The sequence below is a fragment of the Alcanivorax sp. IL2 genome, assembly GCF_047495475.1.
In the GTDB taxonomy this organism is placed as follows: Bacteria; Pseudomonadota; Gammaproteobacteria; order Pseudomonadales; family Alcanivoracaceae; genus Alcanivorax.
Map to the genome: position 1 here is coordinate 2,077,773 of NZ_CP179932.1, position 26,921 is coordinate 2,104,693.

Annotated in this window: 27 protein-coding genes; 20 read left to right on the top strand and 7 right to left on the bottom strand. The window is 59.5% G+C overall.

Annotated elements, in window-relative coordinates; translation table 11 throughout:
* Positions 1 to 101: 101 nt before the first annotated feature.
* From yecR to ACMG4N_RS09735, 4 genes are all read right to left on the bottom strand, one after another.
* Positions 102 to 428: a YecR family lipoprotein gene (gene yecR / locus ACMG4N_RS09720; protein ID WP_297762946.1), complete on the bottom strand. Its 327-nt coding sequence runs from the start codon at positions 426 to 428 to the stop codon at positions 102 to 104.
* Between the two features lie 96 nt (positions 429 to 524).
* Positions 525 to 1,418 carry a carbon-nitrogen hydrolase gene (locus ACMG4N_RS09725; RefSeq protein WP_414431453.1) on the bottom strand — a complete coding sequence of 298 codons (894 nt, stop codon included), beginning with the start codon at positions 1,416 to 1,418 and terminating at the stop codon, positions 525 to 527.
* Positions 1,419 to 1,440: 22 nt separating this feature from the next.
* Positions 1,441 to 2,448 (bottom strand): agmatine/peptidylarginine deiminase, encoded by a 1,008-nt coding sequence (locus ACMG4N_RS09730; RefSeq protein WP_297762950.1) that lies wholly within the window; start codon positions 2,446 to 2,448, stop codon positions 1,441 to 1,443.
* 42 nt (positions 2,449 to 2,490) lie between these two features.
* A complete protein-coding gene (locus ACMG4N_RS09735) occupies positions 2,491 to 3,417 on the bottom strand; it encodes a hypothetical protein (RefSeq protein WP_414431455.1) in 927 nt (308 codons plus the stop codon).
* A 169-nt stretch (positions 3,418 to 3,586) separates the two neighbouring features.
* Here ACMG4N_RS09735 and ACMG4N_RS09740 point away from each other — a divergent pair, with 169 nt between their 5' ends.
* Complete coding sequence (locus tag ACMG4N_RS09740; protein WP_414431456.1) at positions 3,587 to 4,822, top strand: lipoprotein-releasing ABC transporter permease subunit; 1,236 nt, start codon at positions 3,587 to 3,589, stop codon at positions 4,820 to 4,822.
* Complete coding sequence (gene lolD, locus ACMG4N_RS09745; RefSeq protein WP_414431457.1) at positions 4,815 to 5,522, top strand: lipoprotein-releasing ABC transporter ATP-binding protein LolD; 708 nt, start codon at positions 4,815 to 4,817, stop codon at positions 5,520 to 5,522. Before ACMG4N_RS09740 ends, lolD begins: the two co-directional genes overlap by 8 nt.
* Here the strand turns inward: lolD and ACMG4N_RS09750 are convergent.
* Entirely contained in the window at positions 5,502 to 6,080 is a 579-nt protein-coding gene (locus ACMG4N_RS09750; RefSeq protein ID WP_297762960.1) for a DUF2062 domain-containing protein, read from the bottom strand. The two genes, lolD and ACMG4N_RS09750, sit on opposite strands and share 21 nt — an antisense overlap.
* 298 nt (positions 6,081 to 6,378) lie before the next feature.
* On the opposite strand from ACMG4N_RS09750, the gene ACMG4N_RS09755 reads away from it, so the two are divergent.
* The 8 genes from ACMG4N_RS09755 to murB all read left to right on the top strand — a co-directional run bounded on the left by ACMG4N_RS09755 (position 6,379) and on the right by murB (position 14,864).
* The gene (locus ACMG4N_RS09755; protein ID WP_414431458.1) at positions 6,379 to 8,604 is read left to right on the top strand and encodes a DNA internalization-related competence protein ComEC/Rec2; all 2,226 of its coding nucleotides are present in this window, start codon (positions 6,379 to 6,381) and stop codon (positions 8,602 to 8,604) included.
* Positions 8,605 to 8,660: 56 nt separating this feature from the next.
* On the top strand, positions 8,661 to 9,290 hold the full coding sequence (locus ACMG4N_RS09760; RefSeq protein ID WP_297762965.1) for a MotA/TolQ/ExbB proton channel family protein: 630 nt from the start codon (positions 8,661 to 8,663) through the stop codon (positions 9,288 to 9,290).
* Positions 9,287 to 9,712: an ExbD/TolR family protein gene (locus ACMG4N_RS09765; protein WP_035247299.1), complete on the top strand. Its 426-nt coding sequence runs from the start codon at positions 9,287 to 9,289 to the stop codon at positions 9,710 to 9,712. The genes ACMG4N_RS09760 and ACMG4N_RS09765 overlap by 4 nt, the downstream gene beginning before the upstream one ends.
* The gene (gene msbA, locus ACMG4N_RS09770) at positions 9,709 to 11,451 is read left to right on the top strand and encodes a lipid A export permease/ATP-binding protein MsbA (protein WP_414431461.1); all 1,743 of its coding nucleotides are present in this window, start codon (positions 9,709 to 9,711) and stop codon (positions 11,449 to 11,451) included. Before ACMG4N_RS09765 ends, msbA begins: the two co-directional genes overlap by 4 nt.
* Positions 11,452 to 11,458: 7 nt before the next feature.
* A complete protein-coding gene (gene lpxK / locus ACMG4N_RS09775; protein ID WP_414431462.1) occupies positions 11,459 to 12,442 on the top strand; it encodes a tetraacyldisaccharide 4'-kinase in 984 nt (327 codons plus the stop codon).
* 165 nt (positions 12,443 to 12,607) lie between these two features.
* On the top strand, positions 12,608 to 13,366 hold the full coding sequence (kdsB, locus tag ACMG4N_RS09780; RefSeq protein ID WP_414431464.1) for a 3-deoxy-manno-octulosonate cytidylyltransferase: 759 nt from the start codon (positions 12,608 to 12,610) through the stop codon (positions 13,364 to 13,366).
* Entirely contained in the window at positions 13,363 to 13,836 is a 474-nt protein-coding gene (locus ACMG4N_RS09785; RefSeq protein ID WP_414431466.1) for a low molecular weight protein-tyrosine-phosphatase, read from the top strand. The genes kdsB and ACMG4N_RS09785 overlap by 4 nt, the downstream gene beginning before the upstream one ends.
* Positions 13,833 to 14,864, top strand: a complete 1,032-nt coding sequence (gene murB, locus ACMG4N_RS09790; RefSeq protein ID WP_414431467.1) for a UDP-N-acetylmuramate dehydrogenase — start codon at positions 13,833 to 13,835, stop codon at positions 14,862 to 14,864. The genes ACMG4N_RS09785 and murB overlap by 4 nt, the downstream gene beginning before the upstream one ends.
* Positions 14,865 to 15,145: 281 nt before the next feature.
* Here murB and rne read toward each other — a convergent pair whose 3' ends face one another.
* On the bottom strand, positions 15,146 to 18,433 hold the full coding sequence (gene rne / locus ACMG4N_RS09795) for a ribonuclease E (RefSeq protein ID WP_414431469.1): 3,288 nt from the start codon (positions 18,431 to 18,433) through the stop codon (positions 15,146 to 15,148).
* A 738-nt stretch (positions 18,434 to 19,171) separates the two neighbouring features.
* On the opposite strand from rne, the gene ACMG4N_RS09800 reads away from it, so the two are divergent.
* Genes ACMG4N_RS09800 through sppA form a run of 3 tightly spaced genes read left to right on the top strand, consistent with a single transcriptional unit; the run spans position 19,172 to position 21,774 of the window.
* Positions 19,172 to 20,125: an RluA family pseudouridine synthase gene (locus ACMG4N_RS09800; protein WP_297762986.1), complete on the top strand. Its 954-nt coding sequence runs from the start codon at positions 19,172 to 19,174 to the stop codon at positions 20,123 to 20,125.
* A complete protein-coding gene (locus ACMG4N_RS09805; protein WP_414431470.1) occupies positions 20,122 to 20,799 on the top strand; it encodes an HAD family hydrolase in 678 nt (225 codons plus the stop codon). Before ACMG4N_RS09800 ends, ACMG4N_RS09805 begins: the two co-directional genes overlap by 4 nt.
* Positions 20,800 to 21,774 carry a signal peptide peptidase SppA gene (sppA, locus tag ACMG4N_RS09810; protein ID WP_297762992.1) on the top strand — a complete coding sequence of 325 codons (975 nt, stop codon included), beginning with the start codon at positions 20,800 to 20,802 and terminating at the stop codon, positions 21,772 to 21,774.
* Positions 21,775 to 21,897: 123 nt separating this feature from the next.
* Here the strand turns inward: sppA and ACMG4N_RS09815 are convergent, their stop codons facing one another.
* Positions 21,898 to 22,488: a Maf family protein gene (locus ACMG4N_RS09815; protein ID WP_414431471.1), complete on the bottom strand. Its 591-nt coding sequence runs from the start codon at positions 22,486 to 22,488 to the stop codon at positions 21,898 to 21,900.
* Here ACMG4N_RS09815 and ACMG4N_RS09820 point away from each other — a divergent pair.
* The 7 genes from ACMG4N_RS09820 to acpP all read left to right on the top strand — a co-directional run bounded on the left by ACMG4N_RS09820 (position 22,487) and on the right by acpP (position 26,811).
* On the top strand, positions 22,487 to 22,696 hold the full coding sequence (locus ACMG4N_RS09820; RefSeq protein WP_414431472.1) for a hypothetical protein: 210 nt from the start codon (positions 22,487 to 22,489) through the stop codon (positions 22,694 to 22,696). The two genes, ACMG4N_RS09815 and ACMG4N_RS09820, sit on opposite strands and share 2 nt — an antisense overlap.
* Positions 22,697 to 22,708: 12 nt before the next feature.
* Complete coding sequence (locus ACMG4N_RS09825; RefSeq protein WP_035247324.1) at positions 22,709 to 23,224, top strand: YceD family protein; 516 nt, start codon at positions 22,709 to 22,711, stop codon at positions 23,222 to 23,224.
* A gap of 33 nt (positions 23,225 to 23,257) precedes the next feature.
* The gene (gene rpmF, locus ACMG4N_RS09830) at positions 23,258 to 23,446 is read left to right on the top strand and encodes a 50S ribosomal protein L32 (RefSeq protein WP_035247326.1); all 189 of its coding nucleotides are present in this window, start codon (positions 23,258 to 23,260) and stop codon (positions 23,444 to 23,446) included.
* A 165-nt stretch (positions 23,447 to 23,611) separates the two neighbouring features.
* The gene (gene plsX / locus ACMG4N_RS09835) at positions 23,612 to 24,637 is read left to right on the top strand and encodes a phosphate acyltransferase PlsX (protein WP_272963460.1); all 1,026 of its coding nucleotides are present in this window, start codon (positions 23,612 to 23,614) and stop codon (positions 24,635 to 24,637) included.
* Positions 24,638 to 24,727: 90 nt separating this feature from the next.
* Entirely contained in the window at positions 24,728 to 25,657 is a 930-nt protein-coding gene (gene fabD, locus ACMG4N_RS09840) for an ACP S-malonyltransferase (protein WP_272963461.1), read from the top strand.
* A 2-nt stretch (positions 25,658 to 25,659) separates the two neighbouring features.
* Entirely contained in the window at positions 25,660 to 26,391 is a 732-nt protein-coding gene (gene fabG / locus ACMG4N_RS09845; RefSeq protein WP_035247334.1) for a 3-oxoacyl-ACP reductase FabG, read from the top strand.
* Between the two features lie 186 nt (positions 26,392 to 26,577).
* Entirely contained in the window at positions 26,578 to 26,811 is a 234-nt protein-coding gene (gene acpP / locus ACMG4N_RS09850; protein WP_035247337.1) for an acyl carrier protein, read from the top strand.
* Positions 26,812 to 26,921: the final 110 nt, after the last annotated feature.

Below are 26,921 nucleotides of genomic sequence, written 5' to 3' on the forward strand. Positions count from 1 at the left end.
CGACCCCGGTTTCGTTTTTTGCTGTCACTTATTTTCGAAACAACCAGGAGGCTTTCAGCCTCCTGGGCCGCATCAACAGGCTTTGGCCTTGTTGAAAACGCTTACTGCTGGGATTGCTGGGCCTTGGCCGTGCACTGGAAGGTAGTGCTCAGGGTCCAGGCGATACAATCGCCATCCTGGGTTTCTGTCTTGCAGGATTTGCTGGGTGTGTCAGAGGGCAGAGCGCCGTTGTAACCCCAGCTCTGGCACTGTGCGCTGGCTTTCTGCAGGCCCTGTTGCCAGTCCACCTTGGGGCTTTGCATCAGGCTGTAGTCATAGGACATGACCACGGTGCCTTCGGACTGGTTGCCATCGCTGACCATCATGGCAGAGGGGGCGGCGCAGCCGGCGAGCAAGGCGGCAGCGAAGAGAACGGATAGGCGTGTCATTGTGCGCTCCATATGAAATAGCGGAAAAACGGGAAAAGTACTTTCCGTGAGCATTGGCCTCAAGGGGCTTTCTGTAATGTTGTCGACCGGGTCGGGTCAATCCCGATACCGTTTGGTCAGATCGCTGTAGGCATCCACTCGCCGGTCACGCAGATAGGGCCAGATGCGGCGTACGGACTCGCTGCGCTGCATGTCCACGTCGGCGAGTAGCACCTGTTCGCTATCATTGTCTGCCTGGGCCAGGAACTCGCCCTGGGGACCGCAAACAAAGCTGTTACCCCAGAACTGGATGCCACCGTCATCTTCAGGGCTTTGTTCGAAACCGGTGCGATTGGCGACCAGTACTGGCAATCCATTGGCGATGCCGTGGGCGCGCTGGATGGTGATCCAGGCGTTGAGCTGACGGTGTTTTTCCCCGTCATCGTCACTGGGGTCCCAACCGATAGCGGTGGGGTAGAGCAGCAGGTCGGCACCGGCCAGGGCCATCAGCCGCGCGGCTTCCGGGTACCACTGATCCCAGCAGACCAGCAGGCCCAGTTTGCCGACACTGGTTTCGATAGGGCTGAAGCCGCTACGGCCATCGTTGAAATCTGCATCCCCCGGGGTGAAGTAGAACTTCTCGTAGAAGCCCGGATCATCGGGGATGTGCATCTTGCGATAGATCCCCGCCAGGCTGCCGTCCTTTTCCAGCACAACGGCGGTGTTGTGATAGAGGCCGGTGGCTCGCTTTTCGAACAGGCTGCCGACGATGACAATGCCCAGTTCCTTGGCCAGCGCTCCCAGCGTGTCGGTGCTGGGGCCGGGGATGGTTTCTGCCAGATCAAACACGGCGGTGTCTTCGGTCTGGCAGAAATACAGGCTGCGATGCAATTCCTGCAGAAGTACCAGCTCGGCCCCCTTGTCAGCGGCCTCGCGAACCAATGCCAGGGAATGATCCAGGTTGGCTTGCAGATCACTGTGGTTTTTCTGCTGGATAACGGCCACGCGCATGAGTATCTCCTAAAAACCTTGTTCAGACCGCGCCACGGGGCAGTTGCATGGTGACACAATGCAGGCTGCCGTGTTGTTCGATCAATACCCGACAGTTTACCGGAGTCACCTGGCGGTCACCGGATACGCTCTGCAAGGCATCAATGGCCTGCTGATCCGTATCGCAGCCATAAATGGGCAGCAGGATTTTCTCATTGGTAATAAGGAAGTTGGCATAGGTGGCCGGCAGTCGCTCGCCTTCCCGGTTGAACTGCGGGGTGGGCAGGGGCAGGGGCACCAGTGTCAGGTTGTGTTGCCGGGCCAGTGTCTGTAGCTCGTGCTCCATGGCGGCCAGGCTGGCGTAGTGGCTGTCTGCCTGGTTCCGGCATTGCACATAGGCGATGGTGCGGGTATCCACGAAGCGGGCCAGCGTGTCCACATGCGCGTCCGTGTCGTCGCCTTCCAGCTCACCGTGATCCAGCCACCAGATATCGGTAACGCCCAGTTGTTCCTTGAGCAATGCGACCAGTTCTGCCTCGGACAGGTCCGGGTTGCGGTTGGGATTGCGCAGGCAGTGGCGGGTGGTCAGCAGATTGCCCTGGCCGTCGGTGTCGATGGCGCCGCCTTCCAATACCAGCGAGGGGCTGTGCAGTGGTAGCTGCCAGGGCAGGCGACGGTTCAGGGTATTGTCCATGTCGGCGTCAAACTTGCCGCCCCAGCCTGTAAAGGTGTAATCCAGCAGCTCAACGTTGCCGTTATCTTCCACTGCAATAGGGCCGAAATCCCGGGCCCAGGTATCGTTGTAATCGGCAATGATCAGTTCAAGGCGGGCAGTATCCAGGCCGCGATCGGCGACGAGGGTGTTGACGCGTTGTTCGCTGGCAGTATCACGGCATACCAGCCGCACCTGTTGATGGTCCAGCAGGGCGGCGAGTAGATCCAGATAACAGTGTTCGGCGTCGGCCAGATGATTCACCCAATCGGTGTGGGTGTCGGGCCAGGCCAGCAGCACCCCCCATTGGGGGTGCCATTCAGGAAGAAGTCGGCGCATGCTCGGGAAGTCCGCTGGGAGGGGGCGATGCGCGCGAGTTTGCTACCGGCGTGCATCCCAGTCAATAGAGAAGCCGCCTTGCGATTCTTCCTCCACTTCCTCGACCTTCTGCTCGGCCTCGTCAGCCTGTTCCTGTACGTCGGCCTTTACCTGTTGTTCGGCTTCGTTGACCTTTTGCTCTGCGTCAGCGGCGGCCTGGTCGGTCTGTTGCTCGGCATCAGCAGTCGCGTCAGCCGCTTTTGCTTCTACCTGCTTGGCTTCGGCTTTTGCTGCCTCAGCGGTTTCTTCGGCCTGTTGCTGCTTTTTGGCGGCAGCCTGCTCGGGAGTCACTTCGCCGGCGATGATGATGCGACCGGTAACCGGGTCAAAGCGAAATTCGCCGTCGGCCGGGGGGTGCTCTGTGGATTGGGGTGGGGTGGCCGGTTCTGTCACCGCCTCTGGCGCATCCTCTGTAACCTTGGCTTGTGGCTTGGGAGTCGGTTCGGACTCTGGCGCCGGTTCAGGGGCCTGTTGCGAGGCTTCTGGTTCTGCAGTCTTGCTGGTGGCAGGTTCTGGCTTGGCCGGGGCGTCTTGTTCCGTTTCCGCTCCAACAAAGCTGCCGGTTACCGGATCGAACATGGGCGGGGCGGCGCTCTCCGGCGCTGCTTGCTGTTCCTGTTCGGTGTCGGCTGGGGTTTCCTCAATAGCAGGCAGTTCCCGAGTGCCGGACACCACATCCGGTGCGGCACTAGCCGGGCGGTCGACCACAGTATGCAGGCTGATGCCGTTTTCGAAGTAGACGGTGAAGCCGTCGTAGTTCCAGCGGGTAATGGCCGGTGAGCCCACCGGGCCCCGGACGGAGGCGGGTGAACCGAAGTCTGCCCGTACCTGCGCTTCTGACATGCCGCGCTGGGGAGCCTCTGCGGCCTGGGTTGTAACCGGCATGGCCAGCGCTGCCGAGGCCAGCAGCGTCATTATTCTTATCTTCATTTTTTCCCCCGGCGAGATGTATTTTCTTTCGATATTAGAAAGTTACAGACGCTTATTCAACCATTTTGCTAGATCATGAGCGCGGACACTGTTCACAAAGCAGAATGAGTAATGTAGCAGTTTTCCAGACCCGTGGTATTTGTCCCGGGTTTCGGGTTAAATGCGCTCCATGTTTCGACCTCTATCCTTTTATGTGGGGCTGCGCTACACCGGCGCCCGCGCCCGCAACAGTTTTATATCCGTGATTACGCTGATTTCCGCATTGGGTCTGATGCTGGGGGTTGCCGTACTGATCACGGTCCTTTCCGTTATGAATGGTTTTGACCGGGAATTGCAGACGCGCATTCTTGGCATGGTGACCCATTTGTCCGTGCAGGGGCGCGAGCCGGTCCAGGACTGGCAGGCGCTGGCCAACCGGCTGGGGCATCACGATGAGATTGAAGCCGTGGCGCCTTTTGTGGAGCTGGAGGGCATGCTCAGCCATCGTGGCAATGTTGCCGGTGCCATGATCAACGGCATCGAGCCCCGGGCCGAGCGCAAGGTATCCATCGTTGGCGATTTCATGGAGCAGGGCGAGCTGGAGAAGCTGGAGCCCGGTGAGTTTGGCATGGTGCTCGGCTATGGCCTGGCCCGTCGTCTTGGCGCCGAACTGGGGGACAAGATTACCCTGGTACTGCCGGAAGCCACCATTTCCCCTGCCGGGGTGATGCCCCGTTTCAAACGTTTTACCGTCACCGGGATATTCCGGGTGCGGGCGGAAGTGGATTCTCTGTATGCCTACGTCAATGTGCAGGACGCTGCCAAGCTGGCACGCCAGGCGGGTACCGTGCAGGGCGTGCGGCTGAAGCTTGATGACCTGTTCAGCGCCCCGGCCATGGGCTGGACGCTGCAGCAGGAACTGGGCCCCAATTACTACACTCGGGACTGGACCCGCAGCCACGGTAATCTGTTCCAGGCTATCAAGATGGAAAAGACCATGATGACGCTGCTGCTCAGCTTTATCGTGGCGGTGGCGGCGTTCAATATCATTTCCAGTCAGGTGATGCTGGTCACCGAAAAGCGCGGCAATATTGCAGTGTTGCGTACCCTGGGGGCTTCGCCGGGTACCATCATGCGAATTTTCATGGTGCAGGGCACCGTGATCGGCTTTGCCGGTACCTTGCTGGGCACTGGCCTTGGTGTGCTGTTGGCCACCAATGTGAGCAAGCTGGCTGAGTGGGTGGAGAAGACTTTCAATACCCGCCTGTTTGACGCCTATTTTGTGAACTATCTTCCTTCGGAGCTGCAGTGGTCGGATGTGATCACTATCGTCTCCATTGCCCTGGTGATCAGCTTTTCTGCCACCCTTTACCCATCCTGGCGTGCCAGCCGGGTGCAACCGGCGGAGGCCCTGCGTTATGAATGATTCCCGCAATGCCACCGGCACCGGTGTCGTGCTGCAAGCCGAGAAACTGGTGAAGAGCTACGACGAAGGCAACAACGAGCTGGAAGTGCTCAGCGGTGTGGATCTGACCGTGACTCAGGGAGATATCCTGGCGATCATTGGCACTTCCGGCTCGGGCAAGTCCACCTTGCTGAATCTACTGGGGGGCCTGGATCGGGCAACCCGTGGCAGTGTCTCCATTGCTGGCAATGCGCTGGCGACCATGAGTGATCGTGACACTGGCAAGCTGCGCAATCGCTATCTGGGGTTCGTCTACCAGTTTCATCACCTGTTGCCGGAATTCACTGCGTTGGAGAACGTGGCCATGCCACTGCTGATTCGTGGTGACAGCCCGGCAAGCTGCCAGGAGAAGGCGGCGGCCACTCTGGAGAAGGTAGGGCTGGAGCATCGTCTCAAGCACAAGCCGTCGGCACTGAGTGGCGGGGAGCGTCAGCGGGTAGCCATTGCCCGGGCTCTGGTGACGGAGCCGGCCCTGGTGATGGCGGACGAGCCCACCGGCAATCTGGATGAGCGAACCGCTGCCCAGGTGCAGGCACTGATGTTGGAGCTCAACGACACTCTGGGTACCGCGTTCATGATCGTTACCCACGACCGGGAATTTGCTTCCCGTTGCCCGCAGCAATACGAGCTGCATGATGGCTTACTGCGGCGGCTCGACTGAGTCGTCGCCCTCTGTCGTTTTTTCTTCTTCCTGTTTGCGCGCTTCCCGTCGCAGCACTCTGGCGCGTCGGTGGGCACGCAGATTCCAGCTGCGTACCACGGCTAGTCGCCAGGCCACTTTCACGGCGGCGTAGGCAAGCCCGCCAAATACCATCGCGCAAATCACTGACCCCAGCCATAGCGGCACCAGCTGCTCCACAAACCAGGCCACGGTGATGCCTTCGCCGGTATGGGGCGGCATGCCCAGCATCCAGGCGCCAATGCGGTAGGTGAAATAGAAAATCGGTACGTAGGTGACCGGATTGGAGATCCACACCAGCACCACCGATAGCGGCAGGTTGCAGTGGAAGCGCACAGCGAGCAGGGCGGCCAGGCCCATCTGCAAGGGAATGGGCAGCAGGGCAGTAAAGACCCCGATAAAGGCGGCACCGGCCAGTGAGCGCCGGTTGATATGCCACAGGTTCGGATCGGCCAATACCTCACCCAGAAAGCTCAACGCTTTGTGTTCGCGCAGGCGATCCGGTTTTGGCAGGTATTTTCGGAAGATCCGTTTTGGCATGAACTCACGTCTGCAGACCGTGTCGGGAAAATCCCGTAAATGTCGTGTCGGTATCAGCGTAGGTGCCCGGCAGGCGGGGTACCACCCGACTTGTGTTATGCGTTGGAAGCCTCGTCAGAGGTTTCATGGCGCATGGCGGGCATGAGATAGCGTCAGAAACTTACCTGGCTGCACCCCGCGGCTGGCTATTATGCCCGGATCGGAAAAAAAGGCATACACCTACACGGGCCTTTGTGTCTCCTGAGCATCATACAAAGGGTGACCGTGAATAAAGCGACTATTTTCCACGGGAGCAGGGATGCGATTGTGGTGTTTATCGGCAGCGCTGGCGACAGCATGCTGGTTGGGCGTGTTGTGGCCGCTGCCGGTACTGTTGGTAGTAGCGGTTCTGGGTTGGCGGCGCGGGCGGCGTTGGCTGGTATGGTTGCCGCTGCTGTGGTGTTACGGCGTGGTGCAACTGCACAGTGGCGTGTCAGCAAGGTTGCCTGCTTCCCTGGAAGGGGAAACCCTGGCCATGCAAGGCGAGGTGGTGGGGCTGCCGGCCACGATTAACGAGTTTCGTTTCGGCCGTTGGCGATATCGCCAGACGCTGACGCTGCATGTTTGGGGCTCAAGCCGCTGGCCCGGGATCCACCGTATTCGGGTGAATGCCTATGAGCTGCCGGTGCAGGTGACGGCAGATCAGCGGCTTGCACTGATGGTGAAGCTGAAGGCCCCCCGTGGCGTCTACAATGTCACCGGGGTGGATGCGGCCCGGCGGGACCTGGCTGCGGGCATTGATGCACGGGGAACGGTGCAGTCGTGGACCGTGCAAGGTAGTGATAAGGGGCTGGATCGTTGGCGACAGTGGTTGTCGGACTGGGTGGTAGAGCAGGTATCCGTGTCGCCGGCGGGCAGAGCGATCCTGCCGGCCCTGGTGGTGGGTGATCGGTCGAGGTTGTCCAGCCAGCTATGGCAACAATTTCAGCTCACCGGTGGTGCCCACTTGCTGGCCATTTCCGGGCTGCATATCGCCATTGTGGCCGGTTGGTTCTGGTGGTTGGGTCGCTGGTTGCTGGGGCCGGTGGCGCAGCGGCTGAGTCCGGCTTTATCCGCTTTTACCTTGCAGCAACTGGCCTGGGGGCCGGCACTGCTGGCGGCTCTGGGTTATGCCGCCCTGGCCGGATTCAGCCTGCCCACAGTACGCGCGGTGATCATGTTGGCGGTGGTGGCGGTGGCGCAGTGTGCCCGCGTATCAGTGCCATTGTGGAAGAGCCTCGGGGTGGCGCTGCTGATGGTGCTACTGCTGTTCCCTTTGTCGGCGCTTTCGGAAAGCCTGTGGTTGTCGTTCGGCGCCGTGGCCGCCATTGCCATGCTGGTGACCAGTCATGGGGCCCGCTGGTTACTGGTGCTGCTGCCGGTGATGATGGCCATGCTAGGTGCCATTCTATTTCAGCAATGGTCAATCAGTGCGCCACTGGCCAACCTGGTTCTGATCCCCTTGTATACCTGCATCGTGGTGCCGCTGGCCTTGCTGGGTAGCCTGTTGCAGCAGGGCTGGCTTGTGCAGGGGGCGGCCACTGGCACGGAGTTGTCTGCGTGGCTGATGGCATCGCTGGCGTCCTCGACCAGTGCCTGGCGGTTACCGTTGCCAACGGCAACCAGTGGGCTGTTTGCGATGGTGGCACTGGCTCTGCTGCTGGTGCCGGCAGTGCCGTTTCCACGGCGGTTGCTGCCGATCCTGTTGTTGCCCTGGTTGTGTCACAGACCCGCGTCATTACCCGAGGGGGAGTGGCAGTTGGTGGCGTTTGATGTGGGGCAGGGGCTGGCGTTGGCGGTGCGCACCCGGGAGCATCTACTGATTTACGATACCGGGGCTTCATGGCCCGGTGACAGTATGGCCCGGCGCATTATCCTGCCGTGGCTGGCCCGCCAGGGACTGACGCCGGATCGCATTATTATCAGCCACGGGGACAATGATCATGCCGGTGGCATGAAGGTGTTAGCCGGTATGGCGCCGGTGTTGAGTGGTGAGCCGCAACGTGTGCCGAATAGCGAGGCATGTAGGGCGGGGCAGCAGTGGGGCTGGGATGGCGTGACGTTTACGCTGCTGTGGCCCGGGCCGAAGGAGGTGCCGGGCAACGAGTCAAGCTGTGTATTGCAGGTGTCCGGCGCAGGGAGATCGTTGCTGATCCCGGGTGATATTGGCAAACAGAGTGAATATCGATTGCTGGGTTCGCTGCCGCGCACGGATTTGCTGGTGGTGGCGCACCATGGCAGCAACAGCAGTACCAGTGCAGCCCTGTTGCGACAGGTGCGGCCCGCCTATGCGCTGGTCAGTGCCGGTTATCGGAATCGTTTTCATCACCCGCACCCGCAGGTGCTGCAACGGCTGGGCAATGCCGGGGTCACAGTTCTACGCACCGACCGGGATGGCATGATTGTGTTTCGCTGGGGTGCCGCTGATAATGTGCCGCTTATAACAACATGGCGCCAATTTCGTGAAAGACCCTGGCATCGGCCAGCGGCCTGGCGTTTCTGGTAACGATTAACCCGACGCGCGCTCTTAAAGCGACGCCGTGAGTGAGGGGAGAAGTTAAGGTGCAGGATCTTGTGCAGTCCGGGGGTTGGATGATGCTCCCGATCTTGATCTGTTCGGTGGTGGCTCTTGCCATTGTGGTGGAACGTTTCTGGACCCTGCGTCCGAGCAAGTTGGCGCCGGCAGATACCGTGCCGCAGGTGCAGACGCTGCTCAAGCGGGGTCTTCTCAACGAGGGCAATCTGGTCAAGCTGCGTGACAGCTCGCCGCTGGGTCGCATTCTGGCTACCGGGTTAGCCAATGCCCGCCATGGTCGCGACATCATGAAAGAAAGTATCCAGGAAAGTGCTACCAGCGTGGTGCATGAGCTGGAAAAGTTTCTCAGCACTCTGGGCTCCATCGCGGCGATCACGCCGCTGCTTGGCTTGCTGGGCACAGTGATCGGCATGATCGATGTGTTTGCCGCCATCATGATGCACGGCACCGGTGATGCGGCCCAGTTGGCCGGCGGCATTTCCCAGGCGCTGCTGACTACTGCTGCTGGCCTGGTGGTGGCGATTCCTGCCATTTTCTTCCACCGTTTCTTTGTTCGTCGCGTGGAAGAAATCACCATGGAACTGGAGCAAAGCGCCGTACATGTGGTGGATCTGGTACACGGTGATCGTGAGGCGGATCCGGGGGGCAAGGCGTGAAGTTTCCCCGGCCCAGCCAGGAGGAAATCAGCGTTAACCTGACACCACTGATTGATGTGGTGTTCCTGCTGCTGATTTTTTTCATGGTTTCTACCACGTTTGATGACAAGACCCAGTTGTCCATCACGTTGCCGGAGGCTGAAGCGGCGCCGCTGGCGCAGTCTTCGGACCAGGTGGAGGTGACGATCACGTCGACCGGCGATTATCTGGTCAATGGCGAAAAGCTGGCGGCCAGTGATAGCAAGACGCTGCGCACCGCGCTGCTGAAACTGGGGCAGGAAAAAACCGACTTGCCGTTGCAAATCTATGCGGATGCCAATGTGGCCTATCAGTCGGTGGTTCGCGTTTATGACGTGGCCGGACAGCTGGGTTTTGTTAAGCTGTCGCTCACTACTCGCGAATCTCCCAACGAGGCACAATGAGTCAATCCTCTGTGGACGTGTGGCCGACCTACAAGCGGCTGCTCAGTTATGTTCGACCGTACTGGTTGATGCTGGTCATCAGCGTCATTGGTTATGCGCTCTACGCGGCGACTCAGGCCGGCGCTGCCCAGCTTGCCGGCTTCCTTGGTGAAACCATTGTCGAGCCCACTGAGACCCGGGTTTTACTGGTATCTATCGCGCCACTGGTACTGGTGATTTTCCAGGGTCTGGGCCAGTTCATGGGCAGCTACTCCATGAACTGGGTGGCCCAGCAGCTGGTGTATGTATTACGCAATGACGTGTTTGGCCATGTGCTGCGTTTGCCTCAGTCGGAATATCATCGCAATGCGTCCGGGCGCATCATGTCGAAAATCATTTTCGACGCCCAGCAGGTCACCAGTGCCGGTACCGATGCCATCATCGTGATTATCCGCGAAGGGCTTACGGTGATTGGGCTGACCTCCTTTTTGCTCTGGCAGAACTGGAAGCTGACTCTGATCCTGGTGGCAGTGGCGCCATTGATTGCTCTGGTGGTGAATGTCACCAGCAAGCGCTTTCGCAAGATCAGTCGTCGTATCCAGTCTTCCATGGCCAACATTACCCATTTTCTCGGCGAAGCTATCGAGGGCAGTGGGGAAGTGAAAATCTTTGGTGCCCAGGAGCAGGAAGCCGATCGTTTTCACGGCGTCAGCCGCAGCTTTGCCAAGCAGAATGTGAAACTCAACGCCAGCAAGATTGCCAGCACGGTGATCGTGCAGTTGTTTGTGGCGGTGGGCATCGGTGCGATCACCTTTCTCTACATAAACCTGATGGGCGAAGATCTTTCCGTGGGTGGGTTTCTGTCCTATATCGCCGCTGCCGGCATGATCCAGAAACCGCTCAAGCAGCTCACGGATGTGAACGTGAAAGTGCAGCGTGGGGTGACCGGTGCGTCCAGTCTGTTCGAATTGCTGGATACCGAACAGGAAGAGGATGCCGGTACCTATGTACTGCCAACCAAGGCACGTGGGGATATCGAGTTTGACGGCGTCACCTATGGTTATGATCCGGCGCAACCGGTTCTCAGAAATCTGAGTTTCTCCATCAAGTCCGGTGAAACCGTGGCACTGGTCGGGCGATCCGGGGCAGGGAAGAGCACCATCAGTGCCATGCTGCCCCGCTTCTTCGATCCGGATCAGGGCCGCATTCTGCTTGATGGCGTACCGCTGCCGGAAATCCAGCTTACCGACCTGCGTCACCAGATTGCCATGGTCAGTCAGCGGGTAGTGCTGTTCAACGATACCGTGCGCAACAACATCGCCTATGGTGAGCTTCGTGGCGTGGATGATGCAGCGATTGAACAGGCCGCCCGTGACGCTCATGCCTGGCGCTTTATCGAGCAGCTGGAGCATGGCCTGGATACCCGGCTTGGGCAGGATGGTGTTCAGCTTTCCGGTGGTCAGCGCCAGCGTATCGCTATTGCCAGGGCGTTGCTGAAAGACGCGCCGATCCTGATTCTGGATGAAGCCACCAGTGCCCTGGATACGGAATCCGAGCATCATATCCAGCAGGCGCTGGAACAGGTCATGGCCGGGCGCACCACCCTGGTGATCGCCCATCGCCTGTCCACCATCGAGAAGGCCGACCGGATCCTGGTACTGGACCAGGGCCAGTTGATCGAGCAGGGATCACACCAGGAACTGCTGGACAAGAATGGCCTTTACACCCAGCTGTACCGCATGGATTTTGCCGAGGAGTAAGTCGGCCATGGGCTCATTGAGCGAATGGATTCAACAGGGCTGGTATAAGGGTAGCCCCTGGCTGGTGCCGCTGCGGCCGCTCTCCATGCTGGTGTCCCTGGAAGCGAAACGGCGTCTGCAACGGTTTCGCAAGGACAAGCCGTCGCCGCCGGTGCCGGTGCTGGTGGTCGGCAATATTACCGTGGGCGGTACTGGCAAGACGCCGTTGGTGATTGCCCTGGCGCAGGCCGCCGTTGCCCGTGGCTTGAAGGTGGCGGTGGTGTCCCGGGGGTTCGGCGGCAAGACCGATCAATACCCCTGTCTGGTTACTGGCGACAGCGATGCCCTCGATGTGGGGGATGAGCCGGTGTTGATCGCCCGCCGCACCGGCGTGCCGGTGATTCTGGACCCGGATCGTCGCAATGCACTGGACGTGGCCATCCGCGATCACGCTCCGGATCTGGTGATCAGTGATGACGGGCTGCAACATTACGCCTTGCCGCGCAGCGCAGAAATTGTCGTGGTGGATGGACAGCGAGGCCTGGGCAATGGCCGCTGCCTGCCGGAAGGCCCACTTCGAGAGCCGGCTACCCGCCTCAAGGAAGTGGATTTCGTGGTCAGCACCGGTGGCGGCTGGAGTGGTGCGCACCCGATGATCATGCGCCCTGCAGACATCACCTCCCTGGCCACGGGCGAAACACTGGATCATCAGACATTCCTGCGCGAGCATCCCCAGGTCCACGCGGTGGCCGGCATCGGCAACCCCAAGCGGTTTTTCAATCTGCTCAGCATTCTCGGCCTGAGCGCCACCCCCCATGTGTTCCCGGATCATCATGCTTTCCAGCCTGCGGATCTGGCGTTTGCCGATGGTCTGCCGGTGCTGATGACCGAAAAGGATGCGGTAAAATGCGCCCCCTTCGCCGAGCCGCACTGGTGGTACCTGCCGGTGACGGCCAGTCTGCCGGACGGGTTGCTGGAGCAGATGCTGGACCGGGCGCTGGGAAAGGAATAGCTACAAGCTGCAAGCTACAACGCGGAATGGGGTTTGTTTTATTTTGAGTGTTGCTGGCCGCGCTTAATCTCTGGCCGCGGCTGATGCGTTTCAGAAACAACAACCTTTTGTTCGCGTTGTAGCTTGCGGCTTGTAGCTTGAAGCTTTACTGAATGAGGTTTTCTGATGAGTTTTTATGTGGTGGTGCCTGCCCGTTATGCATCGACCCGCTTGCCAGGCAAGCCGCTGGCCGATATTGCCGGCAAGCCCATGGTGGTACGGGTGGCCGAGCGGTGCCAGCAAAGTAAGGCGGGGCAGGTCTATGTCGCCACCGATGATAGCCGCATAGCGGATGCGCTGGAGGGGCAGGTGCCGGTGGTGATGACCCGGGAGGATCACCCCTCCGGCACCGACCGCCTGCAGGAAGTGGCTGCCAAACTGGAGCTCGCGGACGATGACATCATCGTCAATGTGCAGGGTGACGAGCCTCTGATCCCGCCGTCGGTGATTAACCAGGTGGCTGCCAACCTGGCCGCCAATCCCTCCTGCCAGATGGCCACGCTTTGCGAGCCCATCGACGACGCGGACCACCTGTTCAATCCCAACGTGGTGAAAGTGGTATTCGATGACCATGGTCGCGCGCTGTATTTTTCCCGGGCGCCGATTCCCTGGCATCGCGATGCCTTTGCCGAAGGCGGCCGGGATATCAGTGGCGGCCAATGGTGGCGGCATATCGGCATCTATGCCTATCGGGTGTCTTTCTTGCACCAGTATGTGCAGTGGCCCCCGGCCAAACTGGAACAACTGGAATCCCTGGAGCAGCTGCGGGCCATGGCCAATGGTGTTGCCATTCATGTGGCACCGGCCATTGAGGCCGTACCGGGTGGTGTGGATACGCAAGCGGATCTGGAACGTCTGCGCGCGGCGCTGGGAGGGCAGGCATGACGGTTTCTGTGCTTTTTGTCTGTCTCGGTAATATCTGCCGCTCGCCCACCGCTGAAGCCGTCTTTCGTGAGCGTGTCATTGCCGCCGGCCTGGAAGAGCAAATCCGTATCGACAGCGCCGGCACCGGAGACTGGCATATCGGTCGCGCCCCGGATCCTCGTACCCGGGAAGCGGCGGCCCGCCGGGGCTACCAGATGGATGCCCTGCGTGCCCGTCAGGTGAGCCCGCAGGATTTCTATGAGTTCGACGTGGTGCTGGCCATGGACAATGCCAATCTGGCGGACCTGCAGGCCATGCAGCCATCGGATGTGACCGTGACCCTGGGGCGCTTTCTGGACTACTCCAGCGGGGCGTCAGTGCGTGAAGTGCCGGACCCCTACTATGGGGGCGAGGACGGCTTTGACCGGGTGCTGGATTTGATTGAAGGCGGTGCCGACGGACTGCTGGATGCACTGCGAGGGCGCCTATGAGTCAGCCCCAGCCACCGTTAGTGGAAGCGGATGCGGATCTGAGCGCACTCAATACCCTGCGCCTGCCTGCCCGTGCCCGACGACTGGCCAGGCCGGCGACCCTGGATGCCCTGGAACAGGTGCTGGCCGAGCGTGACCCGGCCGAGCCGTTACAGGTGATCGGCGAGGGCAGCAATCTGGTTATCAATGACGATTTGCCCGGTCTTACGCTGTGTCCGGCCATGGACGGTATGGCCTGGGTGAAAGAGGACGCGCAGTTCGTCTGGGTCGCCGCTGGGGCCGGGGTGCACTGGGATGACCTGGTGGCCTGGACGGTGGAGCAGGGCTGGCAGGGGCTGGAAAACCTGTCGCTGATTCCCGGCACTGCCGGGGCGGCACCATTCCAGAATATTGGTGCCTATGGGGTGGAGCTGTCCCAGGTGCTGGAACAGGTCACGGTAATGGAAGTGGCCACCGGCCGGGTGACGCACTTTGCCGCTGGAGACTGTGAATTCGCTTACCGGGACAGCCGCTTCAAGAGCCGCGACCGGGGCCGCTATGTGATTACCGGTATCGAGTTGCGCCTTAACAAGGTGCCGGCATGCAATGTGAGTTATGGCCCCCTCAAGGATCACTTTGGCCATCTACCCGTGGAGGATGTGTTGCCGGCAGTGGTGCGAGAGCGGGTGATTGCCGTGCGCCAGAGCAAATTGCCCGACCCCGCGGTACTGGCCAATGCCGGCAGTTTTTTCAAGAACCCGGTGGTGAGTATCGACAAGGCGGGGCAACTGAAAAAGAGCTTTCCGGGTCTGGTGGGCTACGAGCAGCCCGAGGGCATCAAGCTGGCCGCTGGCTGGCTGATCGAGCAGGCTGGTTGGAAGGGTCGCAGGTTGGGTCCCGTGGGCATGCATAGTGAGCAAGCCCTGGTGCTGGTCAATCATGGCGGCGCTACCAGCGAGGATGTGCTGGCACTGGCGTCTGCCGTGCGTCGGGATGTGTGGGAGCGTTTTGGTGTCAACTTGGAGCAGGAACCGATCCTGCTACCGTAGAAGCGCGCAACTAAGCCGCTGAAGCAGCTGCTTGCAGGGAAAGGTTCGGCTGCAGGCTCCCTCCTGCAACGGAACGTCAGATACTGAATTCCTCCCTGCCGTCACAGATTGCGTAGGGTGCACTGAGCCTAAAGCGAACTGCACCATTCAAACGCCGGGTTGGTGCAGTTCGCCTTAGGCTCAGTGCACCCTACGTCTTGGAAAGATGCTGGGAGCAGTACCCATAAAAAAAGCCCCGCTAAAGAGCGGGGCTTTTTTTATGGGCGAAGTATCAGCTTGCCTCAGGATTCCGAGGAAGCGTCCTCTTCTGCAGCTTTGGCGGCGGCTGCCGCTTCTGCCTGCTGCTGCCGGCGGCGCTGGCGCGGGTCGTTGCTGGCCCGGCCCATTTCTGCGGCGGCGGGTTTGGCTTCGGCACGTACCGCTTTCACCTCGGTGGCCCGGCTGGGTAGCTCATTGGCTTCCGGCTTGGGGGCCTCTTTCGGCTGTTCCGCTTCACGGGGAGCCGGCGCGGTGCGCTGGTAGCCCGGTTGACGCGGATCATTGCTGGCTCTGACCGTGGCATCCTCCTCGGCGGCGCTTTCTTCTGCCACTGGTTCGCTGGCAGCAGGCTTGTCTTCCGCTTTAGCCGGAGCAGGGGCTTGTGCAGCTGACGGCTCGGCTGGAGTGTTTGCCTTGGCCGTGTCCTGCGTTTGCTGCGGCTCAGGTTGCTCAGGTGCCTTGGCTGCGGCCGGTTGCGGTGCAGCTGCGGGCTGCTCTGCTTTGGGCTCGTCGGCTTTCGGTGTTTCGGCCTGGTGAGCGTCAGCTTCCTGGGCGGGTTTCTCTGCAGCAGGCGCTGGCGCTGCCGGTTTTTCTTCCCGCTTCTCGGGCGCTTCAGCTTGCGGTTCCGCCTGAGCTTTTACTGGCGGCTCTTCGTTTACCTGCTGCTCGGGTTGCGGCTCTGCTTTCGGCGCTTGCGGCTTTTCCGCAACCGGGGCCGGGGCGGCAGGCTGCTCTGCTGTTTGCGCGTTGGCGTCTTTCTCTACCGTTTCGGCTTTGGCCGTTTCTTGCGGCTGTTCCGGCTTGGCAGCGCTTTCAGTCTGAGCTTTCTCGGTTTTCTCAACCTTGGTGGCTGCCTGAGGCTGCTCACCAGCAGTTGGTTCCTGTGCCGGAACCAGCTTCGCCGGCGGGTGGCCTTCGTTGTCCATCACCGTTGGCTGGGCAGGGGCGCGAGTCGATTGCGGCTTGTCGTCCTGCTTTACGTTGCGGGCCGGCTGGGCCTTCTGCTCGCCAGCGGGCTTGTCGCCATTGGCTGCGGATTTTGCTGGACGCTGACGTTCGCGCAGCGGACGGTCATCCTTGGCCTCGTTGCGACGGGGCGCCTTGGGACCCTTGCTGTCGCTGTTGCCTTCGGTGATGTCCTGCTGCTGGGGCTTCTTGTTACGTGGCTTGTTGCCGCCATCGCTCTTGTCGCCCTTGTTGTCGTTGCGACCGTCATTGCGGCCTTCATTGTTACGACCGTCGTTACGGTTGTCGCCGCCACGGTTGTCGTTGCGGTTACGACGATTGTCGTTACGGCCGCGACGCTCGTTGCGGTTGTCGTCCTTGTTGTCGCCGGAGCGCTCTGCAGAACGGTTGTCGCCACGATTATCAGACTGGCGGTTGTCGCTCTTGCGATTGCCACCGTCCTTGTCGTTCTGGCGTTTGTTGCGCGGGTTGCGATTATCGTTATCGCCACCCTTGCCGCCACTCTTGCTGGCATCCTGCTTGTTACGGTTGTCGTTACGGTTGCGGTTGTTGCCACCGCGACCACCGCGGGTGTTCTGCTGGCGCGGGCTACTCTTGCCCTGGGGCTGGGGTTTCTTGGCCTTGGGCTGCTTGGGCTCGCTGGTAAAGATCTGCGCGAGCCAGGTGAAGAAACGGGCCAGGATGCCCAGGTTTTCTGTCGTGGTAGCCGCGGGTGCCGGAGCCGGTTTCGGTGGTGGCGGGGCGGTGTCCGGCGCCATCAGTTTGACGGCCGGCTCCTGGGTCTTGATTTCGGTGTCCTGGGCGGAGGCGATATCCGCATCCTTGTTCCCTTCCAGCAGTTCCAGTTCATGGCTGGGCTGGGCGATGGTCTGATCATCACGAATCCGTTCTACCTCGAAATGCGGGGTTTCCAGATTCTGGTTGGGGATGATGACCACGCGAACATTGTGCGCATCTTCGATGGCGCGCAGGGGCTCGCGTTTTTCGTTGAGCAGGTAGGTGGCGACTGCCACCGGCACCTGGGCCTGGATCTCGCCAGTGCGCTCTTTCATTACCTCTTCTTCGATGAGGCGCAGGATGCTCAGAGCCAGGGATTTCACATCACGAATGTGGCCCTGACCGTTACAGCGCGGGCAGACAATGCTGGAGGTTTCCCCCAGGCTCGGGCGCAGCCGCTGACGGGACAGCTCGAGCAGACCGAAGCGGGAAATGCGACCCAGCTGGATGCGGGCGCGGTCGGCCTCCAGGGCATCGCGCATGCGATTTTCCACGTCCCGCTGGTTGCGGGCCGGACCCATGTCGATGAAGTCCACTACGATCAGGCCGCCGATATCGCGCAACCGCAACTGGCGGGCGATTTCATCTGCCGCTTCCAGGTTGGTGTTCAGGGCGGTTTCCTCGATGTCCGCGCCCTTGGTGGCCCGGGAGGAGTTGATGTCGATGGACACCAGCGCTTCGGTGGGGTCGATAACAATGGAGCCACCGGAAGGCAGCTTCACTTCACGCTCAAAGGCGGTCTCAATCTGGGATTCGATCTGGAAGCGTGAGAACAGCGGGGTTTCGTCGCTGTACAGTTTGATCTTGTGCTGGAAGTCCTGCATCACCTGCTGCACGAAGCCCTGGGCTTCGTCGTAGACTTTTTTGGAGTCGATCAGGACTTCGCCGATGTCCTTGCGCAGGTAGTCGCGGATGGCACGGATGATAACGTTGGATTCCTGATAGATCAGGAAGGGTGCCTTGCGATCCTGGGAGGCATCGTCAATGGAATTCCACAGCTTGAGCAGGTAGTTAAGATCCCACTGCAGTTCCTCGGCGCTGCGGCCCAGCCCGGCGGTACGCACGATCACACCCATTTCATCGGGGATGGTCAGCGCGCCCAGGGCTTCCTTGAGCTGCTGGCGTTCTTCGCCCTCAATGCGACGGGAAATGCCACCGGCACGGGGGTTGTTGGGCATCAATACCAGATAACGACCGGCCAGGCTGATGAAGGTGGTGAGGGCGGCGCCTTTGTTACCACGCTCTTCCTTGGCCACCTGGATGATGACTTCCTGACCTTCCTTGATCACTTCCTTGATGTTGATGCGACCCTGGATGTCTTTCGGGTCTTTCTGGAAGTACTGGCGGGAAATTTCCTTGAGGGGAAGAAAGCCGTGACGCTCAGCGCCGAAGTCTACAAACGCGGCTTCCAGGGACGGTTCCACCCGGGTGATCTTGCCTTTATAGATGTTGGCTTTTTTCTGTTCACGGGTTCTGTGTTCGATATCCAGGTCATACAGCCGTTGGCCGTCGACCAGTGCCACCCGAACCTCTTCAGGGTGAGTGGCGTTAATAAGCATACGTTTCATGGTGCTACCACAAGTTTGTGGTGGCATGAGGCAGGGCCGGAATGTAACCGGTAGCAGACCAGGGGGAGTGCTGGCAGGCTTGTCACGGGCAGGGCGCACGCGGGGCGTGTTTAATCGCTTTCCTGGGTGATTATAGTGCCTGAGTCAGCGGCTCTCCGAGTTGTGTGCAATGTTTAGTGCGTAATCGTACTGGCAATAGGCCAGCCTGTAATGCTTCACGCGATTGCCGTGGTTTGTCGTCACACAGCAATGTGTAAACTCTTGTCTGTCTGTTTTCCAGGTCGTTTGACCGGCGCTGCAGCCACCATCGTTAATGTTCAGGGTCCGTCATCGGACGCTGTTTAAACGGGTTCATCTGCAGCGTTTGCCCACACTGCAATCTGCGAATGGGCGATAACGCTTTATTGTAGACCTGAGGCGGGCTCTGTCTTCTCGGCTATGCCGGAGTGGGCCAGACGGCGAATGTTCGCTGCGCGTCGCCGTCGCCTATATTCAGGTCGACGCTTGACTATAGCAGCAAAAGACAAGGGGGATCAATCAGATAGGAACAGTGCAGTGAATAGTTAATAGTTAACAGTTAATAGCTTCGCGGTATCGATTCTGTGTTGTTGATAGGCATGCGCCCGCGCTTGTGAGTTGGGCGTGGGCTGGCGGCATTTTAGGTGGGAACGCACTTTTGCGCGGAACTATTCACTGTTAACGGTTCACTATTAACTGCTTTTCTATAGAATCGCCGCCATGTCAGACGAGACCCCCGCAGCGGACCGTGTCAGCTTCGTGACCATCGACGAAGGCCGGCATGGTCAACGCCTGGACAATTTTCTCTTCACCCATCTCAAAGGGGTGCCCAAATCCCGTGTCTACCGGATCATTCGTTCCGGGGAAGTGCGGGTGAACAAAGGGCGCGCCCGGCAGACCACCCGGCTCGCCACCGGAGATGTGGTGCGTATTCCACCAATCCGCACCAGCGAATCCGAGGCCCCGCCGGTGGTCAGCAGTGGTCTCACCGAGCGCCTCAGCCGGGCCTGTATCTATGAGGATGATCAGCTTTTCATCTTCAACAAGCCCGCCGGTCTGGCGGTGCACGGTGGCAGCGGAGTAAGCCTGGGGTTGATTGAGGCCCTGCGGGTGATTCATCCGGCGGAAAAGGAGATGGAGCTGGTCCACCGGCTGGACCGCGATACCAGTGGATTGATCATGGTGGCTCGCAAGCGTGCCTTCCTGCGCAAGATGCAGCGACTGATGCAGGCAGGAGAGGTAGAGAAGCGCTACTGGTTGCTCTGTCAGGGCTTCAAGGGCAAAGAGCGCACCATGGACGCGCCACTGCTGAAAATGCAGAACGGCAACGAGCGGATTGTCCGGGTGTCCCGCGAGGGCAAGGCGTCGGTCACCCATTTTCGCATGCTGGAGCGGCTGGCGGATGTGCAGCTGGTGGAGGCGACCCTGGAAACCGGCCGCACCCATCAGATTCGCGTTCACAGTCAGTTTGGCGGTTTTCCGTTGCTCGGGGACGATAAATACGGCACCGACAAGGGGGCCGCGTTACTCGCCAGCATTGGTCACAAGCGTCTGTGTCTGCACGCCCGGACTCTGGTCTTTCCCCATCCCAATACCGGCAAGAAGCTGACCATCACCGCGCCGCTGGATGAGGATTTCGAGGCCATCCTGAAGACGCTGCGGGGTGCCCGGTGAACTACGATCTGGTGATTTTTGATTGGGATGGCACCGTGATGGACTCCACCGGGCGTATTGTCAGCTGCATGCAGCTGGCGGCGGTGGATCTGGGGCTGCCTTCATTGCCCGATGAAACCGTGCGCGGCATTATCGGTTTGGGGTTACCGGAGGCCATTGGGTCCCTTTACCCGGTACTGGACGGTGTGGGTGTCGAATCCATGCGCGAACGTTATGCCTTTCACTTTATTGCGGCGGAAGTCACTCCCAGCGCACTTTATCCGGGGGCCGAATCGTTGCTGACTGGACTACGGGAAGCGGGCATGAAGCTGGCGGTGGCCACGGGGAAGAGCCGCAAGGGCTTGCAACGGGTATGGGGCAACACCGGACTTGATCGCTATTTTGACGCCTCCCGTTGTGCCGACGAGAGCCACTCCAAGCCGCACCCGGCCATGGTGCTGGAGCTGCTTGAGGAGATGGCGGTGCCAGCGCAAAGAGCCATTGTCGTCGGCGATACCACCTTTGATCTGGATATGGCCAGAGCCGCCGGTGTTGACCGTGTGGCAGTCAGTTATGGCGCTCATCCGGTAGAGAAACTGTTGCCTTGTGAGCCTCTGGCTGTCATTGATAGATTGCATCATCTGCTGCCAGTGCTAGGGCTGGCAGCGACTGAACTGGTTACGGAGAGTCTGTAAATGGAAAATCAGCCCCCTTCATCCCGTCCCGGGAACGAGCGTGAGTGGAAACTCATCGAGAAGCTGCTGGGTCAGGCCCAGGAAGAACACCGTAAATCCCGTCGCTGGGGGATTTTCTTCAAGATTCTGACCTTCGTTTACCTGTTCGTGTTGCTATTTATCATGCTGCCGGGCAAGGCGGGAGAGACCATGAAGGTCACTGAAGAGCATGTGGGCTTCGTGACGGTCTCCGGTGTGATCGCGCCGGATCAGGATGCCAGTGCGGATATGATTGTTACCGGGCTGACGCGGGCTTTCGAAGCGGAAAATACCAAGGCGATTGTTCTCAAAATCAATAGCCCGGGTGGCTCCCCGGTGCAGTCCAATCAGGTGTACAACGCGATTAAACGCCTGCGCGCCGAATATCCCGAGAAAAAGGTCTACGCTGCGATCACCGATCTGGGGGCGTCTGGCGCCTACTATATCGCCTCAGCCGCTGATGAAATCTACGCGGACCCGGCCAGCATCGTTGGGTCCATCGGCGTGATCATGGCCGGCTTCGGTTTTGAGGAAGCCGCTGAGAAACTGGGTGTAGAGCGTCGCGTGCTCACCGCTGGTGAAAACAAGGCGGTGATGGATCCCTTTTCCCCGATCAGCCCGGAAGACCGTAAACACATGCAGGTGATGCTGGATGAAATCCACCAGCAGTTTATTACGGCCGTAAAAAACGGTCGCGGTGATCGTCTGAAAGCGGACACCCATCCGGAAATCTTCTCTGGCCTGTTCTGGACCGGCGAGAAGGCCATGGAACTGGGCCTGGTGGATGGCCTGAAGAGCCCCGGTAATGTGGCCAGGGATGTAGTCGGCCTGGAAGAGATGGTGAACTACACCGTCAGTCGCTCGCCCTTCGAAGAGTTTGTTCGCCGTTTTGGTGTGTCCATCGGTGAGGGCGTGGCTAATAAGCTGGGTCTTTCCGCAGCGCCGGAAATTCGTTGAGATAATGACAGCTACTAGCTACTAGCTACTAGCTGCGAGCTGCGAGCTTAGAAGCTAGAAGCTAGAAGCTAGAAAAACGAGTTCCGAAAAGCGGCATCGCTCTCGGAGCTCGCGCTCCTGCCTTTAAAGGGGCAGGGCGACTCCTTCCGCTGCCAGAAACTCGGTCAGCAGAATCAATGGCAGGCCCACCAGGGTATTGGGGTCCCGGCCTTCCAGGGCCTTGAACAGGACAATACCCAGTCCTTCAGATTTGAAGCTGCCGGCGCAGTTGAGCGGCTGTTCTGCATCCACATAGCGTTCTATCTGCGCGGGACGAAGAGTGCGAAATTGCACATGGAAGGGGTCGCAGGCCACCTGGGTGCGCCCGGTGGCAGTATTGAGCAGGCACAGGCCGGTGAGGAATGTCACCCGCTGGCCGCTGGCGGCGCTGAGCTGTTCAATGGCCTTTTCCCGGGTGCCGGGCTTGCCCAGCACCTGGTCGCCAATCACTGCCACCTGGTCAGAGCCGATGATCAGGGTATCCGGGTGTGAGTCGGCCAGAGCGGCGGCTTTTTCCCTGGCCAGGCGCATTACCAGTGCCACCGGGGATTCGCCCGCCAGGCGGGATTCATCGATATCCGGACTCTGATGGATAAAATCCAGCCCCAGTTTGTCCAATAACTGGCGACGGAAGGGCGAGGACGAGGCAAGTAACAGGGCAGGGGTGTCAGTCATGATTATCTCCGCTTCTGGCGCGGCAGAGTGTAGTGATTTTCCCTTGATGGAAGAAGGGTTGAGGGCAGATAAAGCTGCCAAAATGAGCGGGTTCGGCCTGATTTATGCACTCAGCCCGGTAATCTTTTTCCTGGATACGAAAAACTCTTTTGCTGTCAGCGATTTAGCTGGCCACATTAACTTTGACAGGCGGGCCTTGCGGCCCTAGAATTGCGCGCTTATGTTTTCAGGGCAACTGCCACAGTTCCTCGATCCCCGCAAATATGCGGATCAGGGTCGCGTCGTTGAGGGCCGGCTTACCGTTAGTGACCTGCCTCGCCTGCAGGATTACCGCGAAAGTCTGGACCAGCCAGTAGTAATTTCGCTGGCGTTCGGTCGTGATGAAGAGGGGCATCGGCGTATCGAGGGCGAGGTCAGCACGCAATTGGTGCTGCCGTGTCAGCGCTGCCTGGAGCCAGTAGTTTGTGACGTGCACGCGACCATTGATGTGGCGCTGGTACGGAACGAGGATCAGGCGAAAGCCTTGCCGCAGCGACTGGATCCCTGGCTAGTGGGTGATGATCCCATGGTACTCACCGACCTGCTTGAAGAAGAGCTGTTGCTGGCCATGCCGTTGGTGGCACTGCATGACTCTTGCCCGACAGTGTTACCGCACGAAAGCGGTAAACCTGAGAAACAGGAAAACGCGGATAACCCTTTTGCCGTTCTGGCCAAATTAAAAGGTCAAGGCAAGTAAATTCAGGCTGAATAAACGCCCGAGGAGTTCGAAATGGCTGTTCAGAAGAACCGTAAAACCCGTTCCAAGCGCGGCATGCGCCGTTCTCACGACGCGCTGACTTCTGCCGCGCTGACCGAAGATACCAATACCGGTGAAGTTCACCGTCGTCACCACATTTCCCCTGATGGCATGTACCGTGGCCGCCAGGTGATTCGTCAGGTCGAGACCGACGACGAATAAGTGACGCGGGAGCCTCGGGCTCCCGTTTTGCTGTGTGCCTGTAGTAGGCACCCAGAAAATCCTCCTCCGGGAGGATTTTTTGTAAGTGGATGATAGCCACCATGTTTCCATGGGCGGAAATTTGTCAGAATAGCCGCCGCTGAATTGATAACAAGGAAACAGCCCATGTCGGTTGTGACGTTGGCGGTGGATGCCATGGGGGGAGATCACGGTCTTGCCGTGACAGTGCCCGCCGTGGCAACAATGCTTTCCCGCCAGGAACATCTGCACATCATTCTCGTCGGCCAGCCTGAACCGCTGGCGGACGCCATAAAGAAGGCTGGTCTCGATGGCCATGCCCGCATCACAGTCCAGCCCGCCAGCGAACTGGTGGCCATGGATGATTCTGTGGCTGTAGCGATGCGCCAGAAGAAAGACTCCTCCATGCGTGTGGCCATCAATATGGTCAAGGAAGGGCGCGCTCAGGCAGCGGTCAGTGCCGGTAATACCGGTGCCCTGATGGCGGTGAGCCGCTTCGTGCTCAAGACCCTGCCCGGGGTGGATCGTCCTGCCATCTGTACCGCCATTCCCACCGTGTCTGGCCACTGCCATATGCTGGACCTGGGCGCCAATGTGGATTCCGAACCCGAACACCTGTTGCAGTTTGCCCTGATGGGGCAGGCGCTGGTCAATGCGGTGGATGGCGTGCGCCACCCCCGGGTGGCCCTGCTCAACATCGGTGAGGAAGACATCAAGGGCAATGAGCAGATCAAGGAGGCCGCCGGCCTGCTGCGTGATGCCCCGAACATTAACTACGCCGGCTTTATCGAGGGTGATGGCATCTTTGCCGGTGAAGCGGATGTGGTGGTCTGCGATGGCTTCGTGGGCAATGTGTCGCTGAAGACCATGGAAGGCGTGGCCAAGATGCTCAAGAACATGATCCGTGAAGAGGCGGAACGTTCCTGGCTGCGCAAACTGTCCGCCTTGCTGGCCCTGCCGGTATTTCGCGGTCTGAAATCGCGCATGGACCCGGACCGATACAACGGCGCCAGCCTGGTTGGTCTGCGCGGTGTGGTGGTGAAAAGCCATGGCGGTACCACGGTGGAAGGCTTCGCCAGTGCCCTGGAAGTGGCCGAACTGGAAGCTCGCCGCAATGTGCCGGCACTGATCCGCGATGCCCTGGCACCAGTGGGCAGCAGCGCGGACGCCTGAAACAGTACATTAATACTTTGTTGCAGGGTGGGCCGGACAGCCAGTGGCAAAGCCGGCATACTGCGACCTGCATTGTTAAGGGGATAGTGAATGTCCAAAACTGCTTTTATTTTTCCCGGTCAGGGTTCCCAGAGCCTTGGCATGCTCGCTGACTTTGCCGACCGTCCGGCGGTAAGGCAGACCTTTCAAGAAGCGTCCGGCGCCCTCGGCCTGGATATCTGGGCCCTCTGTCAGGATGGTCCTCAGGAAGCTCTGAACCAGACTGAAAATACCCAGCCCCTGTTGCTGACGGCAGGTGTTGCCCTGTGGCGGCTGTGGGAGCAGAGCGGTGGTCCGCGCCCCAATCTGCTGGCTGGCCACAGCCTGGGTGAATACACCGCCCTGACCTGTGCCGGTGTGGTCACCCTGGGCGATGCGGTGCGTCTGGTGCGTACCCGTGGACAGCTGATGCAGCAGGCCGTGGCCGCCGGTGAGGGCAAGATGGCAGCCGTGCTGGGTCTGGATGATGATCAGGTCCGCGCGGCCTGTGAGCAGGCCGCCGATGGCGATGTGGTTGAAGCGGTGAACTTCAATGCCCCAGGCCAGGTAGTCATTGCCGGTTCAGCCGCCGCGGTGGAGCGTGCCATCGCCGCCTGTAAGGAAGCCGGCGCCAAACGCGCCATGCCTTTGCCGGTCAGCGTACCTTCCCACTGTGCGCTGATGAAGCCGGCAGCGGATCAACTGGCAGAGACTCTCAAGGCCACCAGCTTTCATGCAGCGGAAATGCCGGTCATCAATAATGTGGATGTGGCCATGGAAACCGCGCCGGAGCAGATCCGCGAAGCGCTGATTCGCCAGCTCTATTCGCCGGTGCGCTGGGTGGAAACCATTCAGGCCCTGAAAGAGCAGGGTGTCAGCCACGTATACGAATGCGGGCCGGGCAAGGTGCTCAGTGGTCTGATCAAACGGATTGACCGGGACATCGCTGCCCGGCCGCTGGAAACCGGAGAGGCCTTCGAGGCAGCTCTGAAGGGAGAATAAGGATGTCAGAAAAGAAAGTCGCGCTGGTTACCGGTGCTAGTCGCGGTATCGGTCGTGCCATTGCCGAGCAGCTGGTGGCAGATGGCTTTTTCGTGGTTGGCACTGCCACCTCGGAAAAAGGCGCTGCGGCTATCGGTGATGCACTGGGTGCCAACGGTGCCGGCAAGGTGCTGAACGTGACCGACAAGGAATCCGTGGCCAGCACGGTGAAGAGCATCAATGACGAGTTCGGTGCCCCGTTGGTCTTGGTGAATAACGCAGGGATTACCCGCGATAACATCATGCTGCGGATGAAAGATGACGAGTGGGAAGATGTCATCAACACCAACCTGAATTCCCTCTATCGGGTCAGCAAGGCCTGTCTGAAAGGCATGACCAAGGCCCGTTGGGGGCGCATTATCAATATCAGCTCCGTGGTCGGTACCATGGGGAACGCGGGCCAGGCGAACTATGCCGCTGCCAAGGGTGGAGTAGAAGGTTTCACCCGTGCATTGGCGCGGGAGCTCGGCTCACGTAACATCACAGTGAATTCCGTGGCGCCGGGCTTTATTCAGACGGACATGACGGAGGCCCTGCCCGAGGCGCAGAAAGAGGCGCTTCTGGCGGGTATTCCGCTGGGTCGTTTGGGTCAGCCTGGGGAAATTGCCAGTGCAGTTGGCTGGCTTGCCAGCGACGGTGGCGGCTACGTCACCGGGACCACTTTACATGTCAATGGCGGCATGTTTACCGGGTAGCTCAAAAAACGGGCACCGGAGGGTTTCTGAAAAAGCGGTCTAATACGCTGTTTTTACAGAAGAAAATATTTGGAAAAACTTCAGGTAACGGCACTGGCTCAGTTGGGTTGCAAGCGCAAACAGCGTTCACCTAGAATAGCCGCTGACAGGTGCTAGCACACCATTAATCAGGAGAGTTATAGGATCATGAGCAGCATCGAAGATCGCGTAAACAAAATCATCGTTGAACAACTGGGTGTTAAGCCGGAAGACGTAAAACCAGAAGCGTCCTTCGTTGAAGATCTGGGTGCCGACTCCCTGGACACCGTTGAGCTGGTGATGGCCCTCGAAGAAGAATTCGAAACTGAAATTCCGGACGAAGAAGCGGAGAAAATCAACACCGTTCAGTCCGCTGTGGATTACATCAAAGCCCACAGCTGATTTCAGTTGTTGAAGCAGTACCAGGAAAGCCGCAAGGTTCTATGAACTTGCGGCTTTTTTGTTGCCGCTGAAGTCACACTGGCTTTGCCATCATGAGTGGCCAAAGTGAA

Bases quoted from the DNA above. Each gene is read 5' to 3' on its own strand.
- murB (WP_414431467.1), top strand. From the start codon at position 13,833: ATGAGTCAGCCCCAGCCACCGTTAGTGGAAGCGGATGCGGATCTGAGC.
- msbA (WP_414431461.1), top strand. From the start codon at position 9,709: ATGAGTCAATCCTCTGTGGACGTGTGGCCGACCTACAAGCGGCTGCTC.
- sppA (WP_297762992.1), top strand. From the start codon at position 20,800: ATGGAAAATCAGCCCCCTTCATCCCGTCCCGGGAACGAGCGTGAGTGG.
- ACMG4N_RS09785 (WP_414431466.1), top strand. From the start codon at position 13,363: ATGACGGTTTCTGTGCTTTTTGTCTGTCTCGGTAATATCTGCCGCTCG.
- plsX (WP_272963460.1), top strand. From the start codon at position 23,612: ATGTCGGTTGTGACGTTGGCGGTGGATGCCATGGGGGGAGATCACGGT.
- ACMG4N_RS09725 (WP_414431453.1), bottom strand. From the start codon at position 1,418: ATGCGCGTGGCCGTTATCCAGCAGAAAAACCACAGTGATCTGCAAGCC.
- ACMG4N_RS09735 (WP_414431455.1), bottom strand. From the start codon at position 3,417: ATGAAGATAAGAATAATGACGCTGCTGGCCTCGGCAGCGCTGGCCATG.
- lpxK (WP_414431462.1), top strand. From the start codon at position 11,459: ATGGGCTCATTGAGCGAATGGATTCAACAGGGCTGGTATAAGGGTAGC.
- ACMG4N_RS09825 (WP_035247324.1), top strand. From the start codon at position 22,709: ATGTTTTCAGGGCAACTGCCACAGTTCCTCGATCCCCGCAAATATGCG.
- yecR (WP_297762946.1), bottom strand. From the start codon at position 428: ATGACACGCCTATCCGTTCTCTTCGCTGCCGCCTTGCTCGCCGGCTGC.
- rne (WP_414431469.1), bottom strand. From the start codon at position 18,433: ATGAAACGTATGCTTATTAACGCCACTCACCCTGAAGAGGTTCGGGTG.
- ACMG4N_RS09755 (WP_414431458.1), top strand. From the start codon at position 6,379: ATGCGATTGTGGTGTTTATCGGCAGCGCTGGCGACAGCATGCTGGTTG.
- fabG (WP_035247334.1), top strand. From the start codon at position 25,660: ATGTCAGAAAAGAAAGTCGCGCTGGTTACCGGTGCTAGTCGCGGTATC.
- ACMG4N_RS09820 (WP_414431472.1), top strand. From the start codon at position 22,487: ATGATTATCTCCGCTTCTGGCGCGGCAGAGTGTAGTGATTTTCCCTTG.
- ACMG4N_RS09740 (WP_414431456.1), top strand. From the start codon at position 3,587: ATGTTTCGACCTCTATCCTTTTATGTGGGGCTGCGCTACACCGGCGCC.
- ACMG4N_RS09800 (WP_297762986.1), top strand. From the start codon at position 19,172: ATGTCAGACGAGACCCCCGCAGCGGACCGTGTCAGCTTCGTGACCATC.
- acpP (WP_035247337.1), top strand. From the start codon at position 26,578: ATGAGCAGCATCGAAGATCGCGTAAACAAAATCATCGTTGAACAACTG.
- lolD (WP_414431457.1), top strand. From the start codon at position 4,815: ATGAATGATTCCCGCAATGCCACCGGCACCGGTGTCGTGCTGCAAGCC.
- ACMG4N_RS09730 (WP_297762950.1), bottom strand. From the start codon at position 2,448: ATGCGCCGACTTCTTCCTGAATGGCACCCCCAATGGGGGGTGCTGCTG.
- ACMG4N_RS09815 (WP_414431471.1), bottom strand. From the start codon at position 22,488: ATGACTGACACCCCTGCCCTGTTACTTGCCTCGTCCTCGCCCTTCCGT.
- fabD (WP_272963461.1), top strand. From the start codon at position 24,728: ATGTCCAAAACTGCTTTTATTTTTCCCGGTCAGGGTTCCCAGAGCCTT.
- rpmF (WP_035247326.1), top strand. From the start codon at position 23,258: ATGGCTGTTCAGAAGAACCGTAAAACCCGTTCCAAGCGCGGCATGCGC.
- kdsB (WP_414431464.1), top strand. From the start codon at position 12,608: ATGAGTTTTTATGTGGTGGTGCCTGCCCGTTATGCATCGACCCGCTTG.
- ACMG4N_RS09750 (WP_297762960.1), bottom strand. From the start codon at position 6,080: ATGCCAAAACGGATCTTCCGAAAATACCTGCCAAAACCGGATCGCCTG.